At 51.3% G+C, this 14364-nt stretch carries 16 protein-coding genes and 1 tRNA gene; 12 read left to right on the forward strand and 5 right to left on the reverse strand.

The window, feature by feature from the left end; genetic code table 11:
- Positions 1 to 155: 155 nt before the first annotated feature.
- The 4 genes from selD to yedE are packed head-to-tail and all read right to left on the reverse strand — an operon-like array spanning position 156 to position 2769.
- Positions 156 to 1202, reverse strand: coding sequence for a selenide, water dikinase SelD (gene selD, locus DWX58_RS08510; RefSeq protein WP_118642883.1), 1047 nt, complete (start codon positions 1200 to 1202; stop codon positions 156 to 158).
- A gap of 9 nt (positions 1203 to 1211) precedes the next feature.
- Positions 1212 to 1457 (reverse strand): DUF3343 domain-containing protein, encoded by a 246-nt coding sequence (locus DWX58_RS08515; RefSeq protein WP_118642885.1) that lies wholly within the window; start codon positions 1455 to 1457, stop codon positions 1212 to 1214.
- The gene (locus DWX58_RS08520; RefSeq protein ID WP_118642887.1) at positions 1458 to 1664 is read right to left on the reverse strand and encodes a sulfurtransferase TusA family protein; all 207 of its coding nucleotides are present in this window, start codon (positions 1662 to 1664) and stop codon (positions 1458 to 1460) included.
- A gap of 16 nt (positions 1665 to 1680) precedes the next feature.
- Positions 1681 to 2769, reverse strand: a complete 1089-nt coding sequence (gene yedE / locus DWX58_RS08525) for a YedE family putative selenium transporter (protein WP_118642889.1) — start codon at positions 2767 to 2769, stop codon at positions 1681 to 1683.
- 229 nt (positions 2770 to 2998) lie between these two features.
- Here yedE and DWX58_RS08530 point away from each other — a divergent pair, with 229 nt between their 5' ends.
- From DWX58_RS08530 to DWX58_RS08550, 5 genes are all read left to right on the forward strand, one after another.
- A complete protein-coding gene (locus DWX58_RS08530; RefSeq protein ID WP_118642891.1) occupies positions 2999 to 4162 on the forward strand; it encodes an aminotransferase class V-fold PLP-dependent enzyme in 1164 nt (387 codons plus the stop codon).
- Positions 4152 to 5078: a selenium metabolism-associated LysR family transcriptional regulator gene (locus DWX58_RS08535; RefSeq protein WP_118642893.1), complete on the forward strand. Its 927-nt coding sequence runs from the start codon at positions 4152 to 4154 to the stop codon at positions 5076 to 5078. The genes DWX58_RS08530 and DWX58_RS08535 overlap by 11 nt, the downstream gene beginning before the upstream one ends.
- A gap of 382 nt (positions 5079 to 5460) precedes the next feature.
- Complete coding sequence (locus tag DWX58_RS08540; RefSeq protein ID WP_147382250.1) at positions 5461 to 6414, forward strand: ATP-binding cassette domain-containing protein; 954 nt, start codon at positions 5461 to 5463, stop codon at positions 6412 to 6414.
- Positions 6411 to 6746 carry a hypothetical protein gene (locus tag DWX58_RS08545; RefSeq protein WP_118642897.1) on the forward strand — a complete coding sequence of 112 codons (336 nt, stop codon included), beginning with the start codon at positions 6411 to 6413 and terminating at the stop codon, positions 6744 to 6746. The genes DWX58_RS08540 and DWX58_RS08545 overlap by 4 nt, the downstream gene beginning before the upstream one ends.
- Entirely contained in the window at positions 6746 to 7153 is a 408-nt protein-coding gene (locus DWX58_RS08550) for a hypothetical protein (protein ID WP_147382251.1), read from the forward strand. The genes DWX58_RS08545 and DWX58_RS08550 overlap by 1 nt, the downstream gene beginning before the upstream one ends.
- 208 nt (positions 7154 to 7361) lie before the next feature.
- Here the strand turns inward: DWX58_RS08550 and DWX58_RS08555 are convergent.
- Positions 7362 to 7437: transfer RNA gene (locus tag DWX58_RS08555), tRNA-Pro, on the reverse strand.
- A gap of 179 nt (positions 7438 to 7616) precedes the next feature.
- Here DWX58_RS08555 and DWX58_RS08560 point away from each other — a divergent pair.
- The 7 genes from DWX58_RS08560 (at position 7617) to DWX58_RS08590 (ending at position 14340) form a co-directional block, all read left to right on the forward strand.
- Positions 7617 to 8651, forward strand: a complete 1035-nt coding sequence (locus tag DWX58_RS08560) for a M23 family metallopeptidase (RefSeq protein ID WP_118642901.1) — start codon at positions 7617 to 7619, stop codon at positions 8649 to 8651.
- Between the two features lie 41 nt (positions 8652 to 8692).
- Positions 8693 to 9220, forward strand: a complete 528-nt coding sequence (locus DWX58_RS08565) for a M50 family metallopeptidase (RefSeq protein ID WP_243093372.1) — start codon at positions 8693 to 8695, stop codon at positions 9218 to 9220.
- Between the two features lie 70 nt (positions 9221 to 9290).
- Positions 9291 to 11135, forward strand: coding sequence for a TIGR03960 family B12-binding radical SAM protein (locus DWX58_RS08570; protein ID WP_118642905.1), 1845 nt, complete (start codon positions 9291 to 9293; stop codon positions 11133 to 11135).
- Complete coding sequence (locus tag DWX58_RS08575) at positions 11128 to 11793, forward strand: TIGR03936 family radical SAM-associated protein (RefSeq protein WP_118642907.1); 666 nt, start codon at positions 11128 to 11130, stop codon at positions 11791 to 11793. Before DWX58_RS08570 ends, DWX58_RS08575 begins: the two co-directional genes overlap by 8 nt.
- A gap of 34 nt (positions 11794 to 11827) precedes the next feature.
- Positions 11828 to 12196, forward strand: a complete 369-nt coding sequence (locus DWX58_RS08580; RefSeq protein ID WP_118642909.1) for a hotdog domain-containing protein — start codon at positions 11828 to 11830, stop codon at positions 12194 to 12196.
- 102 nt (positions 12197 to 12298) lie between these two features.
- Positions 12299 to 13027 carry a YebC/PmpR family DNA-binding transcriptional regulator gene (locus tag DWX58_RS08585; RefSeq protein ID WP_118642911.1) on the forward strand — a complete coding sequence of 243 codons (729 nt, stop codon included), beginning with the start codon at positions 12299 to 12301 and terminating at the stop codon, positions 13025 to 13027.
- A 308-nt stretch (positions 13028 to 13335) separates the two neighbouring features.
- Positions 13336 to 14340 (forward strand): tyrosine recombinase XerC, encoded by a 1005-nt coding sequence (locus DWX58_RS08590; protein WP_118642913.1) that lies wholly within the window; start codon positions 13336 to 13338, stop codon positions 14338 to 14340.
- Positions 14341 to 14364 lie beyond the last annotated feature (24 nt).

Raw genomic sequence — 14364 nt, forward strand, 5'->3', positions numbered from 1 at the left:
GATATTCCACGTCGGAGCAAGCGATACAAAGCTTGCTCCGACATTTTTATATTGGAATGCCATCTTTCTTTTTTACAATCAAATGATCTAAAAAAACAGGACAGTGTCTGTACGGCACTGTCCCATTTCTTTGTTTGCGTTATATTTTCTGAGGCTCACGAATCGGATTCCAGGTAAATCGGATAATCTTGTTTTTCTGTTGCGTACCCGATGATCGCAGCACTGGGAATCCGGTCCTGAAGTTCCTTCAGGAGCTCTTGTGCGGAGTTTTGGGGGAGGGCAATCAAGAGCCCGCCACTGGTCTGGGGATCATAGAAAATATCCTGCAGTGCCCTGCTCAACGTTTCCGCCGCATAGACACCAGCCTGGGCAAACTCCCGGTTACGGTAGGCACCCGCCGGAATAAAGCCCATCTCAGCCAGCTCATAGGCTTCTTTATGATAAGGGACCTTGTCTGCACAAAGGTGGATGGAACATCCGCTGCCTTGGGCCATCTCAAAGCTGTGACCAAGAAGGGAGAAGCCGGTGACATCGGTGCAGCTATGGACCGGGTATTTGACCATGATGTCCCGCGCGGTTTTGTTCAGTGTGGCCATCTGCTGATAGATTCGATCCATCACAGGTGCTTCCACCATATCTGCCTTTGCGGCGGTGGTGAGGATTCCGACGCCCAGAGGCTTGGTCAGAATCAAGACATCTCCCGGGCGGGCTGCGCTGTTGGTCAGCACCTTTTGGGGATCAATGAACCCTGAAACAGCAAGGCCGTAAATGGGCTCGGCTCCGTGAATGGTATGGCCTCCCGCAATGACTGCGCCTGCCTCGAACACCTTGGAATAACCTCCACGCAGAATTTCCTGTATGGTGGTGGTGTCCATTGTTTCTGTTACACACATAATGTTCAGGGCCAACCTGGGTTCTCCGCCCATGGCGTAGACGTCACTCAAAGCGTTTGCCGCTGCGATCTGGCCATACAGAAAAGGATCATCTACAATGGGAGGAAAAAAGTCTGTGGTTTGAATCAATGCCGTCTCCTCATTGACCACATAGACACAGGCGTCGTCGCTTTTGTCATAGCCCACCACCAGCCTTGGGTCCTTGTGGGTCTGAAAGCCCTCCAGCAGGCAGGACAAGGTTCCTGCCCCTACCTTTGCGCCGCATCCCGCGCAGGAGGCCAGCTTGGTTAATTTTACTTCTGTCTCCATAGTCGCTCCTTATCCGTTCTCCGCCCGGTACAGGCTCTGGTAACCTTGGCTGGTCACAGAAACCACCTGCTCCACCTCTTCGGGGTACTGAGGAGCAGGGCAGGGGAGAGTGCTCTCATAGCGGACACAGCTTCCGCAGCTGCTGCTCAGGTCCCGGGGAACGGGCATAATTTCGGCCGGAATTCCCTTCTCCTGGCAGAGCTTTCGAAAGCGGATTGCACCAAAGTGGGAATAAAAGGTTGCAATGTAAGTCATTTACTTGGTAATGGACAGGCGGTACTCACCATCCGCCTCCTGCACAGAGACCTGATAGCCTTGGTGCTGAGCATAACGGGTCACATTTTCCTTGGCGGTCACATTGTCCACTACCATCTGATAGGCATTTTCCTTGGAGATCATCGCTTTCCGAATCATAACAACAGGCTCCGGACAAGAGAGCCCGCGCGCATCCAGTTCTTTCATGTTGTCTTACACTCCTTTACGCTTTTTCTGTCCGTACGGTGTTGGCCACAGCAATAACAGCCACCACAACAATTCCAATGACGACGGCTACCTTGCCATTGGCGGTCGGGCCGGTGCCGCTGGAGGCCAGGCCGAAGTTGTGGGCAAAGGCCGCTCCGATGCCAAGGCCCAGAACAGTAATGGCACTATCGGTGTTGCCTTCGCCGGACAGCACCAGCTGACGCAGGGGGCAGCCGCCCAGAAGGACGCAGCCAAAACCGGCCAGCAGCATGCCCAGGAAGTTCCACAGGCCATCGGTGTGTGCCACCGGCTGTCCCTCCATGCCCAGGGTGAAGAAGGTGCCGGCACCCGTACCGGTAAGCACCAGATTACAAACCAGCGCGCTGGCCAGAATGGCAATGAAACCGGCCAGGAGCTTCCATTCACCAAACAGCACCAGGTCCCGGATGCCGCCCACCATGCACAGTCGGGTCCGCTGAGCCAGTGCGCCCACGATCAGGCCGGCGGCAAGGCTGATGAGAATGGGGGCATGGAGGGCACCGGGACCGGCTCCGGCCTCGGAGAAATAAATGAAGGCAGGCGCAGCAACCAGCAGAACCAGCAGAGCAACCTGAATGGCGGAGAAGGCGGCACCCTCCAGCGTGGGCAGCTTATAAGTCCGCTTCAGGGAATAGCCCTTGTTCAGAAAGAAGACACCCGCCAGAATGCCGCAGACGAAACCCAGCAGTCCAAACACCGCATTCAGGTCGCCGCCGGCCAGCCGGAGAATCATACGGAAGGGGCAGCCCAGGAACATCAGGCAGCCGATCATAACGAAGAAGCCCAGAACAAACCGGGTCAGGGGAGAGCTGCCGCCCCGAGGCATGAATTCCTTGCGGAAGACAGACAACAAAAAGCTGCCCAATACCAGACCGAGAATTTCAGGACGGATGTACTGTACGGCGGGAGCTGTGTGCAGCCCCAGGGCTCCGGAAATGTCCCGCAGGAAGCAGGCAATACAGAATCCCATATTGACGGGATTTCCAAAGAACACCAACAGGGATGCAATGACCCCGATGGCAATGCCGGCCAAAACAATGCCGGTCTTTTCATGGGTTTTTGGCATAGGTTTTTCCTCTCTCTTTCTTGATGCTGATCTTTTTTGAGTGAACACATACCACGCAAAAAAGTCGCCAATTTGACGCAAGTCATTATAGCATGGCAAAATTTTGCCTTCCAATAGTATTTATTGATATTCTTAACCGATTTATTTTAATTTCAAATAAATATCTTGAATGGGGTAGACGACTGTGGTATGCTAACCCAAAGGCGTGACATGTTCGGGGGATAGAACGATGGAGAAGATCTATTTTGACAACAGCAGTACAACCTTTCCAAAGCCCAAAGAGGTACCGGAGGCGATGTACCGCTATATGACCACCATTGGGAGCAACATCAACCGCGGAGGATACCAGGCGGCCTATGACGTGGAAGAGGCAGTTTATGAGACCCGCCAGCTTCTGTGCCGCTTGTTTCATGGAGAGGACTGCAAACAGGTTGTCTTTACGAAGAATGTAACGGAGAGCCTGAATGTGATTCTGAAGGGCTTTTTGAAGCCAGGCGATCATGTGCTGGTGTCCTCCATGGAGCACAATGCCGTCATGCGGCCGCTCCAGCAGTTGACCGAGCAGGGAGTCTCCTTTTCCCGGATTCCCTGTCGCTCAGACGGAACCCTGTGTCTGGACCAGGCAGAGGGCCTGCTGCGGGAGAATACCAGGGCCGTGGTTATGACCCATGCCAGCAATGTCTGTGGCACCATACTTCCCATCGAAGAGGTAGGTGTCTTCTGTCGTACCCACGGCCTCCGCTTTTTCGTGGACTGTGCCCAGTCCGCCGGTGTATGCCCCATTGACATGGCAAAGATGGGCATTGATGCCCTGGCTTTCACCGGGCACAAGGGTCTGCTGGGTCCCCAGGGGATCGGCGGATTTATCCTGAAAAAAGGTCTGGAGACAGAGCTTGATCCCCTTCTCTCCGGTGGAACGGGCAGCCTCAGCCACACGGAGTTTGTGCCCGACTTTATGCCGGATCGGTTTGAGCCCGGCACCATGAATCTCCCTGGGATTCTTGGCCTGCGGGAGGGACTTTTATGGTTGGAGCGCACCGGAATAGACAACATCCTGCGCCATGAACTGGAACTGACCAAACAGTTTTTGTCCGGTCTTCAGCCCATGGAGGAAGATGGACAAATAAGATCCGTTGGGCTTCCCGATACCATTGGGCGCACTGGAGTCGTCTCGGTCCAGACGGTGGGGCGAGAGCTGGCCCAGGTGGCCTATGAGCTGGACAGTCGATACGGCATTATGACCCGTGTGGGCCTGCACTGTGCTCCTTCCGCCCACCGCACCCTTGGTACCTTTCCCACCGGTACGATTCGCTTTTCTTTCGGATGGTGGAACACCCCTCTGGAAGTGGAACGCGCCCTTCAGGCGCTGAAGGAGCTGTTATATGGAATTTAAGCAACTGCGTTCCTTTGCAGCGGTCGTGAAGTATAAAAGCTTTACAAAGGCGGCGGAGAAAACCTATATTTCTCAGCCCACGATCAGTACTCATGTTCGCATGCTGGAGGAAGAATTTCAAACCCGTCTTATTATCCGGGACACAAAAAACATTGAAATTACACCAAGAGGGTGGGAGCTTTATGAATGTGCCACCCACATTTTGGAGCTCCAGGACAACCTTCTCCAGCGCTGGTCGGAGGAGACCAAGCACATCATTCAGTTGGGCGCCTCCACCATTCCATCCGCCTATATTCTGCCGGAAATTCTGCCCCAGTACGGGAAAAAGCACCCGGATACCTACTTTGTAGTGCATCAGAGTGACAGCAGCCAGGTGGTAAAGAACCTGCTTACCGGGCTGTTCGATGTTGGGATCGTTGGGATGGACTGCGGCAATGAAGCACTGGAGTGTATTCCCTTCTATCGGGACCGCATGGTGCTGATAACCCCGGTCACACCTCAATTTTTGAAAATGAAGGAACTTCCGGAGCCTCCCCTTCACCAGCTGTTGAAGGAGCCTGTCATTCTGCGGGAAAAGGGGAGTGGAAGCCAGAAAAGCGCGGATCTTTTCTTGGAGAAAATGCAGATTCCAGAGGAGCAGCTTAAAATTACCGCCAGAGTGAACGACCAGGAGTCCATCAAGAATTTGGTGGCAGGCGGTCTTGGCGTCTCCATCATATCGGAAAAGGCCGTACGCAATTTCGTGGAGGAAAAACGTCTTTTGATGTTTGAGCTGCCGGAGGGTACTGCACAGCGTAATCTGTATCTCGTTTTTCCGAAACCGGTGAAAGTCAGTCGGGCCGTACAGAGCTTTGTCGATTATGTGCGTTCTTACTACTCATTTGAGAAAGAGACACCGTCCAAAAGTCAGGAATAAATAAGTAAGCGGAGGCATTTGACTGTGCCTCCGCTTACCTTTCACCTGATCAAAAACACTCCCCAACCTTTGCGGGATCTTTTTCAGGCAGAGGAGGGACATTTTTTATGCCTTTGGACTACTTAGACTGTATCTTTAAATAGGGTCATAATCCATCCAAGTCATTTCTCTGCCGCCTACAGTCCAAAAACGGGGGAGTATAGGCAAAAAAGTATTTTATCTGCAAAAATCAAGAAAAACTTAAAGGAATCTTTATGCGTTTTCTTGGCCCTCTATGATACAATTACCACTCAATCAATACGGACACAATATGGACAGGGAGAGCAGAATATGAACTATATTTCCACGTCCGGAAAGGGTAGCCTGTCAACCAGTTTGCTTATTGCTGAAACTGATTTCCAATACAAATAAAGGCGGCGATGATATGGAATATATTTTGCAAACCGATAATCTTTCAAAAGTCTACGGAACAAAAACAGTTCTGAATCATGTAAATATTCATGTGCCGAAAAAGTCGATCTATGGTTTGGTGGGAAAAAACGGAGCTGGAAAGACCACGCTTATGCGGATTATCTGCGGCCTAACCCAGCAAAGTGACGGCAGTTATACATTGTTGGGAAAGTCCAATGATGCTGCAGTGCGGAATCACATGGGGATGCTGATTGAAAAACCTGGTATTCATGAGCACATGACTGCATTGGAAAATTTGCGCTATTTTTCGCTTCTGTTTGGCCTCCAGTCTCGCGATCATCGTAAAATTCTGGAAATGGTAGGACTACAAAACGCAGGGAAAAAGAAAGCGCGTCAATTTTCCCTGGGAATGAAGCAGCGATTGGGCATTGCAATCTCGTTGCTGGGAAATCCCAATTTTCTCATTCTCGATGAGCCTATCAATGGCCTTGACCCGGAAGGTGTCTATGAGATGCGTAAAATGCTGGAGACGTTAAATCGTGAACAGGGCACCACCATTATGATTGCCAGCCATATTCTAAGCGAATTACATAAACTGGCGACGGATTACGCGATTATTGATGGCGGATGCCTGATTGATGAGTTCAGCAAAGAAACACTGGAGCGTGCATGCAGCAGCGGCGTTCAGATTATGGTTGAGCCGGAATACTTGGAAAATGCAAAAACACTTATTGCCTCCCGCTATCCCGATGTCCGATGTGAAGTTCTCTCTAATCAAAGCCTGCATTTGTATGAGAAAATCAATCCGGCGGACCTTAACCAATATTTGGTGGAAAACAAGGTACGCGTGTGTGGTTTGGGCGCGAACAATGAAGATATTGAGCGATTTTTTGTAGAGAAACTTTCAGGAGGGCGAGCGGTATGAAAAATCTAATTCGTGGACATATTTATCAGCTTAAAAAAGACAATTTCTTTTTCGGATGCCTTGTTCTCAGCTGTGTTCTCCTGGTGGTAACAATTCGCCTTTCTTTTTCTTTGGCATCTGCATTAAACCCTATCATGGGGGTAGAGGGGCTGTTTGATACATTTTTGGGTAGTGATACCATCCTTTATGTCTTCATGCTTTTGACGGCGAATACCATTGCAGAAACTTATCGCTCCGGCGTAATGAAGAACATCATAGGGCGTGGTATCGCGAAGAAACAATACTATCTCTCCATCGTTTTGACAGTATCCGCCATATATATATATTGGTAATGCTGATCGGCGGAATTGTTGCGGGAGTTCTTGCGAGCAGCAGATTTGGTATGGGTACAATTACTTATCCTGGTTACTATGCTCTTGCTGTAATCGCACGCATTCTTTTCGCAATGGCGCACATCAGCTTTGCACTTACGATGACGATCTACACCAGAAATGCAATTACAGGCGTTGTTTTCGGCCTTATAATTCCAAATATCCCGAAAATTTCGGAAATGGTTTTGGGATTTTTGAGAATTCATATTGACCTCAATTATATCAAAATCTCTACACATATGCCTTCTGTTTATACGGCGTCAAATGATTTGTCGTCATTCTTGCCGTGCTTTGCTGTGCTGTGTGGCTATCTTATTTTATCTACTGCTGCTGGTTTCATGCTTTTGAAACATCAGGATATCAAGTGATTTATAATGGAACGTCGACATATCATCTAAGATGGTTCCTCAAGTTCATCTCAGTGATGACTCAAAATCTGCGCCACAAAAAAGGAGGGGGCCCCTTGTGAATAGGGGTACCCTTCCTGTAATCAACCAAGAAAAGCGTCCATTTTAATTTGTGTGGTCGACAAATAATAAAAAGCCCGCCATTTTCATTTGAAAATGGCGGGCTTTTTGGTCCGAGTGGCGGGATTTGAACCCACGGCCTCATGGACCCGAACCATGCGCGCTACCAACTGCGCTACACCCGGATATTGGCTGACAGGAATTTGAAGAATCGTTCTTTTAACTACCTTCTGCCAAAATATCAGCTATGTTATTATATTTTCTTCTCCCCACTCTGTCAAGAGGAATATTCCATTTGTCATGCGAATAGACTTGGAATAAACAAAAATGACAAGAGGAATTTGGCGAGGAGGTACCAGTCTCTATGTACAACGACACCGCCCGTACCCACCAAGTAAATACATACCCTCGCCGCAGCGGGGCGGGAGATTCAAAAAAGAGGACAACTGCACAGGATCGGCTTCGGCTTCTTCAGCTTTTCATCTGCCTGATTCTCTTTCTGGCCGTATTTCTTGGAAAAGGCATTTTTCCTGGAAAACTGCTGGAGATCCGAGATGATCTGCTGGCTATGATTACATCCAACACCGATTTTCGGGCTGCATTTTCGGTGGTGGGGGAGACTGACTCAGAAGAAAGCATTCTAAGCCGTTTGGAAGACTTCTGTGTTGCCGTATTCGGGGCAGAGGACGGTGGAGCTTCCAATTCGGTACAGTCTAAGCCGGAATTGGCCAGCTTTCTCTCCAAGGAAAGCAGCTTCCCCATCAGGACAGCCGATGAACAGGCAATCACCGACCATCTGCTGGCGCAGAACGCCTGGAAGCTGCCCATTTCATCCAATCAGTCAACCACAGAGGAGACCGTACCCCCAGAAGCAGAATCCACTGATCTTACCGAGGAACTGGAAGCAGTCCCGGCAGCCGGCACATTGATTCTAAAATCAGACTACGACGGAGACCCGCTTCCCGAGCACTACACAATGGATCAGCTTTCGCTTGGAACGCTGGAAACCATGACACCTGTTCTGGGGTATATCAATTCCGAATACGGATACCGGGATCATCCCATCAACGGAACCTATCAATTTCACGGTGGGGTGGACATCAGCGGACAGACAGGGGATCCCATTCAAGCCTTTGCGTCCGGTACGGTGGAATATGTTGGAAAAGACGACTCCTATGGCCTGTATTTGCAGCTGGACCATGGAAACGGAGTCAAGTCCTTCTATGCCCACTGCAGTGAAGTATGTGTGACCAAGGGACAGTCAGTTACCATAGGAGATACCATAGCGAAAATTGGTTCGACCGGTATGTCCACCGGCCCGCATCTTCATCTGGAATTGAAATTCAATAAGATGCATTTAAACCCCATCTATTATATTGAATACATGACCGATCAATGAAATTGGGAAAATGGGAGGCCACAGGAGGCTTTTTCCTCCTGATGGCGTGGCTGAACTATCTGGACCACCAAATGATCCTGCCGCTGGCCCTGACAGCTTGCATATTCCATGAACTGGGGCATTATTTGACCATCTGCGCACTGGGCGGCTCTGTAACGCAAATTCGTCTCACGGCGGTTGGGGCTGAAATGGCTTTGGCACATTCCCTGAACTATTGGCAGGAGGGTTTGGCCGCTCTGGCCGGGCCGGCAGCCAATCTGCTGCTGGCCCGTCTCTTTTGTGGGTGGGAGCATGGTACTTTGTTTGCCGGGCTGAATCTGGTGTTAGGCTGCTTCAATCTTCTCCCCATCGGCTGCCTGGACGGAGGACGTGCGCTTCACTGCGCGCTCTGCCTGATGGCCGGCCCGGATGTGGCCGAATGGGCAGGGGAGTGGCTCAGCCGGCTGCTTTCCACGCTGATTCTGGCCGGCGGAATCCTGCTGCTGCGGGGCGGGGGAAATGTAACCCTCCTCTGTATTGCTCTGTGGCTGCTCATTTTAGAATTTTCCCATAAGAAAGGGGAAAAATAGGGCTTGTCATGCCAATGTGAAACGGGTACAATAGAGTTTACTGTATAAGACCCGAAAACGGAGGAACGACATGAACCGCACATTGGAGCATATCCTGCCCAAAGTACAAAAGCCCGCCCGTTATACCGGCGGAGAATATAACGCTGTGGTAAAATCCAAGCAGGCGGTCAAGACCCGCTTTGCTCTTTGTTTCCCGGACACCTATGAAATTGGTATGTCCAATCTGGGCTGCCGCATTTTGTACGGTGTAATGAACGAGTGCCCGGACATCTGGTGCGAACGCTGCTATGCGCCTTGGGGCGACATGGAAGAGGAGATGCGCCGGGAGGGGCTTTTGCTCTACGGGTTGGAGAGCGGTGACCCCATCTCTGACTTTGACATCATCGGATTTTCCCTGGGGTATGAGATGGCCTACACCAATGTGCTCAACATGTTGGACCTGGCCGGCCTGCCTCTTCGCTCTGCCGACCGCAGAGATTTAACGCCATTGGTAATCGCGGGCGGTACCTGCTGCTATAATCCGGAGCCTCTGGCCCCCTTCATTGACATGTTTGTCCTGGGAGAAGGGGAGGAGGTCACTCTGGAGTACATCCGCCTTTACCAGCTGGCCAAGGAGGAGTGCTGGTCCAAGGAGGAGTTTCTCCAGGAGGCGGCGAAAATCGAGGGAATTTATGTTCCCTCTTTTTATGAGCCGGTTTATCGGGAGGACGGCACTCTGGAGGCCATGGAGATCAAGCCGGGAAGCGGCGCGCACGAAATGGTGCGCAAGCGCATCGTGGAAAACATGGACAAGTCCTATTTCCCCGTCAAGACCATCATTCCCTCCACTGAGATCGTCCATGACCGTGTGATGCTGGAGCTGTTCCGGGGCTGTATCCGGGGCTGTCGCTTCTGTCAGGCGGGCTATGTATATCGTCCCGTCCGCAATCGGAATCCGGAGCTGCTGGCTCAATACGGAAAAGCGGCCTGTGAGGACTCTGGCTATCAGGAAATGACCCTGTCTTCACTTTCTTCTACGGATTACCCCTGTCTGCTGGAGCTGTGCGATAATCTGCTGGACTACTGTGCCCCCAGAGACATTGGCGTATCTCTGCCTTCTCTGCGCGCAGACACCTTCTCTATGAACCTGATGGAGCGGCTCCAGCGGGTGCGTAAGGGTGGACTGACCTTTGCGCCGGAGGCCGGTACTCAGCGGCTGCGGGATGCCATCAACAAAAATCTCCGGGAAGAGGATTTGCTGCAGTCCTGCCGCACCGCCTTCTCCGGCGGCTGGAGCGGAGTCAAGCTCTACTTTATGCTGGGTCTGCCCACGGAAACAGATGAAGATGTCCTGGGAATTGCGGACTTGGCCCGCAAGGTCTACTTTGCCTGGCGGGAATGTACGCCCAATAAGGCCAGGGGCGTGCGCATCACCGTGTCCACCTCCTGGTTTGTCCCCAAGCCCCACACCGCCTTCCAGTGGGATGCCCAGATTCCGGTGGAGGAGTATCAGCGCCGGGTCAATCTGCTTCGGGACGCCCTGAAACGGGACAAGTCCATTACTTATAACTGGCACGATCCGGAAACCAGCTATCTGGAGGCCATTTTCTCCCGCGGTGACCGACGTCTGGCAGACGTGCTGGAGTGGGCCTGGGAGCACGGAGCTAAGATGGATTCCTGGAGCGAGTATTTTGATTATCAGCGCTGGATGGACGCGCTGAAGGCCTGTGGTCTGGATGGGGACTTTTATGCCCACCGGGTGCGCCCGAAAAACGAGGTGTTCCCCTGGTGCCGCATTGATACCATGGTGAACCCCTCGTTCCTGTGGCATGAGCGTGAGCTGTGCTACCAGTCCCAGACCACCCCGGACTGCCGGACCCGCTGTTCGGGCTGCGGCGCCAATCGTTTGCTCTGTGGAGGTGTGTGCAATGGCTGATCGACTGCTCTTTTCCAAGACCGGGCGTGCAAAGTACATCTCTCATTTGGACCTCATGCGCACCTTTCAGCGCGCATTTGCCAGAGCACAGATTCAAATCAAGCATACGGAGGGCTTTCATCCACATCCCTTTGTCTCCATCGCGCTGCCTTTGTCGGTAGGCTACTCCAGCCAGTGTGAAATTCTGGAGTTTGGCCTGATGGGGGATACTCCCAGAGAGGAAGTTCCTTCCAGACTCACTGCTGCCATGCCGGAGGGAATTATCATTCATCAGTGCTATTCCGGAGAAAGAAAGCTGAAAGAACTGGCACTGGTCAACTACATAATGAACTTTGAGTATCCCGAGGGCCGTCCCCAGGAGACAGAGCCTGCCATGCAGGAGCTTCTCCACCGGGAAAGCTTGGTGGTTCGGAAAAAATCCAACAAGGCAAAGCTGGGTTATACCGAGGTGGACTTGATTCCTCTCATCCGCAGCTGGAATCTGGAGTGTCAGAGCGACACCATGACATTGGACATTGTGGTGTCCGCCCAGAACCCCGGGTTAAATCCGGAGCTGCTCCGGGGGGCGTTTTGCCAGGACTACCCAGAATTTACGCCTGATTTTGTCACCTTCCACCGCCGCGAGGTCTTTGACGCCTCCGGCTGCCCGTTCCGTTAAAATAGAAATAGAAAAAGAGGGGAGAGGACCTGTTATGGACAAGCCCAAGGAGTATTCTCTGACCTGGGAAGTAACCGATGAAATGACTGCCAAGCGTATTGGAACTGCTGGTGCCCGTATTCTCTCCACCCCAAACATGCTGGCTTTGATGGAGGCTGCCGCTCTGGAGCTGGCGAAAGCCTATCTGGACGACGGCACGACTACCGTAGGTGTGGAAGCCCATGTCCGTCATCTGGCTTCCACGCCGGTGGGAATGAAGGTAACGGCCACGGCCACGCTCCGTTCCATCGAGCGAAGAAAAATGTGGTTTGACATTGTGGTTACCGATGAAAACGGGAAGTGCGGGGAGGGCTCTCATCTGCGCATCATGGTCCCCAACAAGGACCGAAGCAAGCAGGCGTAATGTGATTTTCAGAAAACATATTCGCCTGGACTTGCAAAGCAAATAAAATAGTGATATAATTTTTTGGCGAATTTGAAGCCAAAAAGAGAAGGGAACGATTTTATGTCCGGACATTCCAAGTGGCACAACATACAAAAGACCAAGGGCGCTGCCGATGCCAAGCGCTCTCAGATTTTCACCAAGATTGCTCGTGAGATGATCGTCGCCGTCAAGACCGGCGGCAGCGGTGACCCCGCTAATAACTCTCGTCTGGCCGCTGTGATTGCCAAGGCAAAGGCAGCCAACATGCCCAACGACAACATCAAGCGGACTATCGACAAGGCTCTGGGTGCCGGCAATACCGACAACTTTGAGAGCGTGGTGTATGAGGGCTACGGCCCCAACGGCGTTGCCGTGATCGTAGAGGCTTTGACTGATAACCGCAACCGTACCGCCCCTGAAGTTCGTCACCTGCTGGATAAGTACGGCAAGGGTCTGGGTGCTACCGGCTGCGTGTCCTGGTCCTTCGATAAGAAGGGCGTTATTGTGATGGATTCCGAGGATTTGGATGAGGATACCGTCATGATGGACGCTTTGGAGGCCGGTGCGGAAGACATGCAGGCCGATGATGATGTCTTTGAAATTTATACGGATCCTGACAGCTTTAACGAGGTTGTGTCCGCTCTGGAAGGGAAGGGTTACACCTTCCTGGAGGCCGCTGTTCAGATGGTGCCTCAGAATTACGTCAAGCTCACGGACGAGGCTGACATCAAGAACATGGAAAAGCTGATCGATATGCTGGAAGAGAACGACGACGTGCAAAACGTGTACCACAACTGGGAGCAGGACTGATCCGTCATTGATCAAAGCAGCAGGTTTGGATAAACTCCAAATCTGCTGCTTTTTCTCTGGACGCAGAAGAAATGATTCTCGCATTGCGAAACAGAGAAACGTTTATGCGCAAGAGACGTCCTTGAGATAGTTTGAACCGGCGGTTACTCGGAGTTCTTGTTGACCGGTCAAAACAAGCGTGCTATATTGGTATGGAATTTAAAGAAGTGTCCGTGAGGGGAGCATATGGTTCTCCTCTAAAATCCCATTGTATCAGGTCAACAAAATAAAAATTTTGTTGACCTGAGTGGAGGTGAAATCCGCATTCTATGCATCCTGACTACCGAACCGAGGCTCCGCCTCTCATCCGGGACTTTCTGGTCTATCATGAGACCATCCAAGGTCATTCTCGTCGTACCGTTGATGAATACTATTTAGATCTCAGAAGTTTCTTCCGTTTTATCAAATTGGACAAGCATTTGGTTCCGGAAAATCTGCCGTTCGATTCCATTTCCATTGACGACATCGATTTTCCATTGATTCAATCCATTACGCTGACGGATGTTTATGCTTTCATGAACTATCTGTCCCGTGATCGCGGTCTGAATGCCGCTTCAAGAGCTCGCAAAGTCGCAACCATCCGTTCTTTTTATAAATATCTGACCAATAAGGCGAAGCTGCTGGATCAAAACCCTGTCCAGGAATTGGATTCTCCCCGGCAAAAAAAGTCCTTGCCCAAATATCTGAATTTGGACGAAAGCGTCCATCTCCTGTCCAGCGTCGACGGGAAAAATTCCGTCCGAGACTACTGCATTTTGACGCTATTTTTAAACTGCGGGTTGCGTATCTCAGAGTTGGTGGGATTGAATAAGACAGATGTTCGAGAAAACCAGCTGCGTGTTCTGGGTAAGGGTAATAAAGAACGGGTTCTCTACTTAAATGAAGCCTGCCAGCAGGCCCTTCAGGACTGGCTGACGGAACGGGACGCCATGACTCTGGTGGACCAGAACGCTCTTTTTGTGACCCATCAGAACCGGAAACGCATCACCAGAGCGGCTGTCCATAAGCTGGTGAAAAAGCATTTATCCGCAGCAGGTCTGGACAGCACCCAGTATTCCTCTCACAAGCTGCGGCATACAGCCGCTACGCTGATGCTGCAAAACGGCGTGGATGTACGGACCCTCCAGGAGGTTTTAGGCCACGATCATCTGAATACAACGCAGATCTATACCCATGTAGACAGCGATGATTTGCGGGTTGCCGCGCAGGCCAACCCATTAGGTAGAGTAAAACAATCGAAAAAGGCATCTTCAAACGATGGTAAACCCGAATAGAAAACATGGAAAACGAGGTTTCTT

The sequence above is a fragment of the Pseudoflavonifractor sp. AF19-9AC genome (assembly GCF_003478995.1).
Taxonomy (GTDB): domain Bacteria; phylum Bacillota; class Clostridia; order Oscillospirales; family Oscillospiraceae; genus Lawsonibacter.

Bases quoted from the DNA above. Each gene is read 5' to 3' on its own strand.
- selD (WP_118642883.1), bottom strand. From the start codon at position 1,202: ATGGAGACAGAAGTAAAATTAACCAAGCTGGCCTCCTGCGCGGGATGC.
- DWX58_RS08515 (WP_118642885.1), bottom strand. From the start codon at position 1,457: ATGACTTACATTGCAACCTTTTATTCCCACTTTGGTGCAATCCGCTTT.
- DWX58_RS08520 (WP_118642887.1), bottom strand. From the start codon at position 1,664: ATGAAAGAACTGGATGCGCGCGGGCTCTCTTGTCCGGAGCCTGTTGTT.
- yedE (WP_118642889.1), bottom strand. From the start codon at position 2,769: ATGCCAAAAACCCATGAAAAGACCGGCATTGTTTTGGCCGGCATTGCC.
- DWX58_RS08530 (WP_118642891.1), top strand. From the start codon at position 2,999: ATGGAGAAGATCTATTTTGACAACAGCAGTACAACCTTTCCAAAGCCC.
- DWX58_RS08535 (WP_118642893.1), top strand. From the start codon at position 4,152: ATGGAATTTAAGCAACTGCGTTCCTTTGCAGCGGTCGTGAAGTATAAA.
- DWX58_RS08545 (WP_118642897.1), top strand. From the start codon at position 6,411: ATGAAAAATCTAATTCGTGGACATATTTATCAGCTTAAAAAAGACAAT.
- DWX58_RS08550 (WP_147382251.1), top strand. From the start codon at position 6,746: ATGCTGATCGGCGGAATTGTTGCGGGAGTTCTTGCGAGCAGCAGATTT.
- DWX58_RS08560 (WP_118642901.1), top strand. From the start codon at position 7,617: ATGTACAACGACACCGCCCGTACCCACCAAGTAAATACATACCCTCGC.
- DWX58_RS08565 (WP_243093372.1), top strand. From the start codon at position 8,693: ATGGCGTGGCTGAACTATCTGGACCACCAAATGATCCTGCCGCTGGCC.
- DWX58_RS08570 (WP_118642905.1), top strand. From the start codon at position 9,291: ATGAACCGCACATTGGAGCATATCCTGCCCAAAGTACAAAAGCCCGCC.
- DWX58_RS08575 (WP_118642907.1), top strand. From the start codon at position 11,128: ATGGCTGATCGACTGCTCTTTTCCAAGACCGGGCGTGCAAAGTACATC.
- DWX58_RS08580 (WP_118642909.1), top strand. From the start codon at position 11,828: ATGGACAAGCCCAAGGAGTATTCTCTGACCTGGGAAGTAACCGATGAA.
- DWX58_RS08585 (WP_118642911.1), top strand. From the start codon at position 12,299: ATGTCCGGACATTCCAAGTGGCACAACATACAAAAGACCAAGGGCGCT.
- DWX58_RS08590 (WP_118642913.1), top strand. From the start codon at position 13,336: ATGCATCCTGACTACCGAACCGAGGCTCCGCCTCTCATCCGGGACTTT.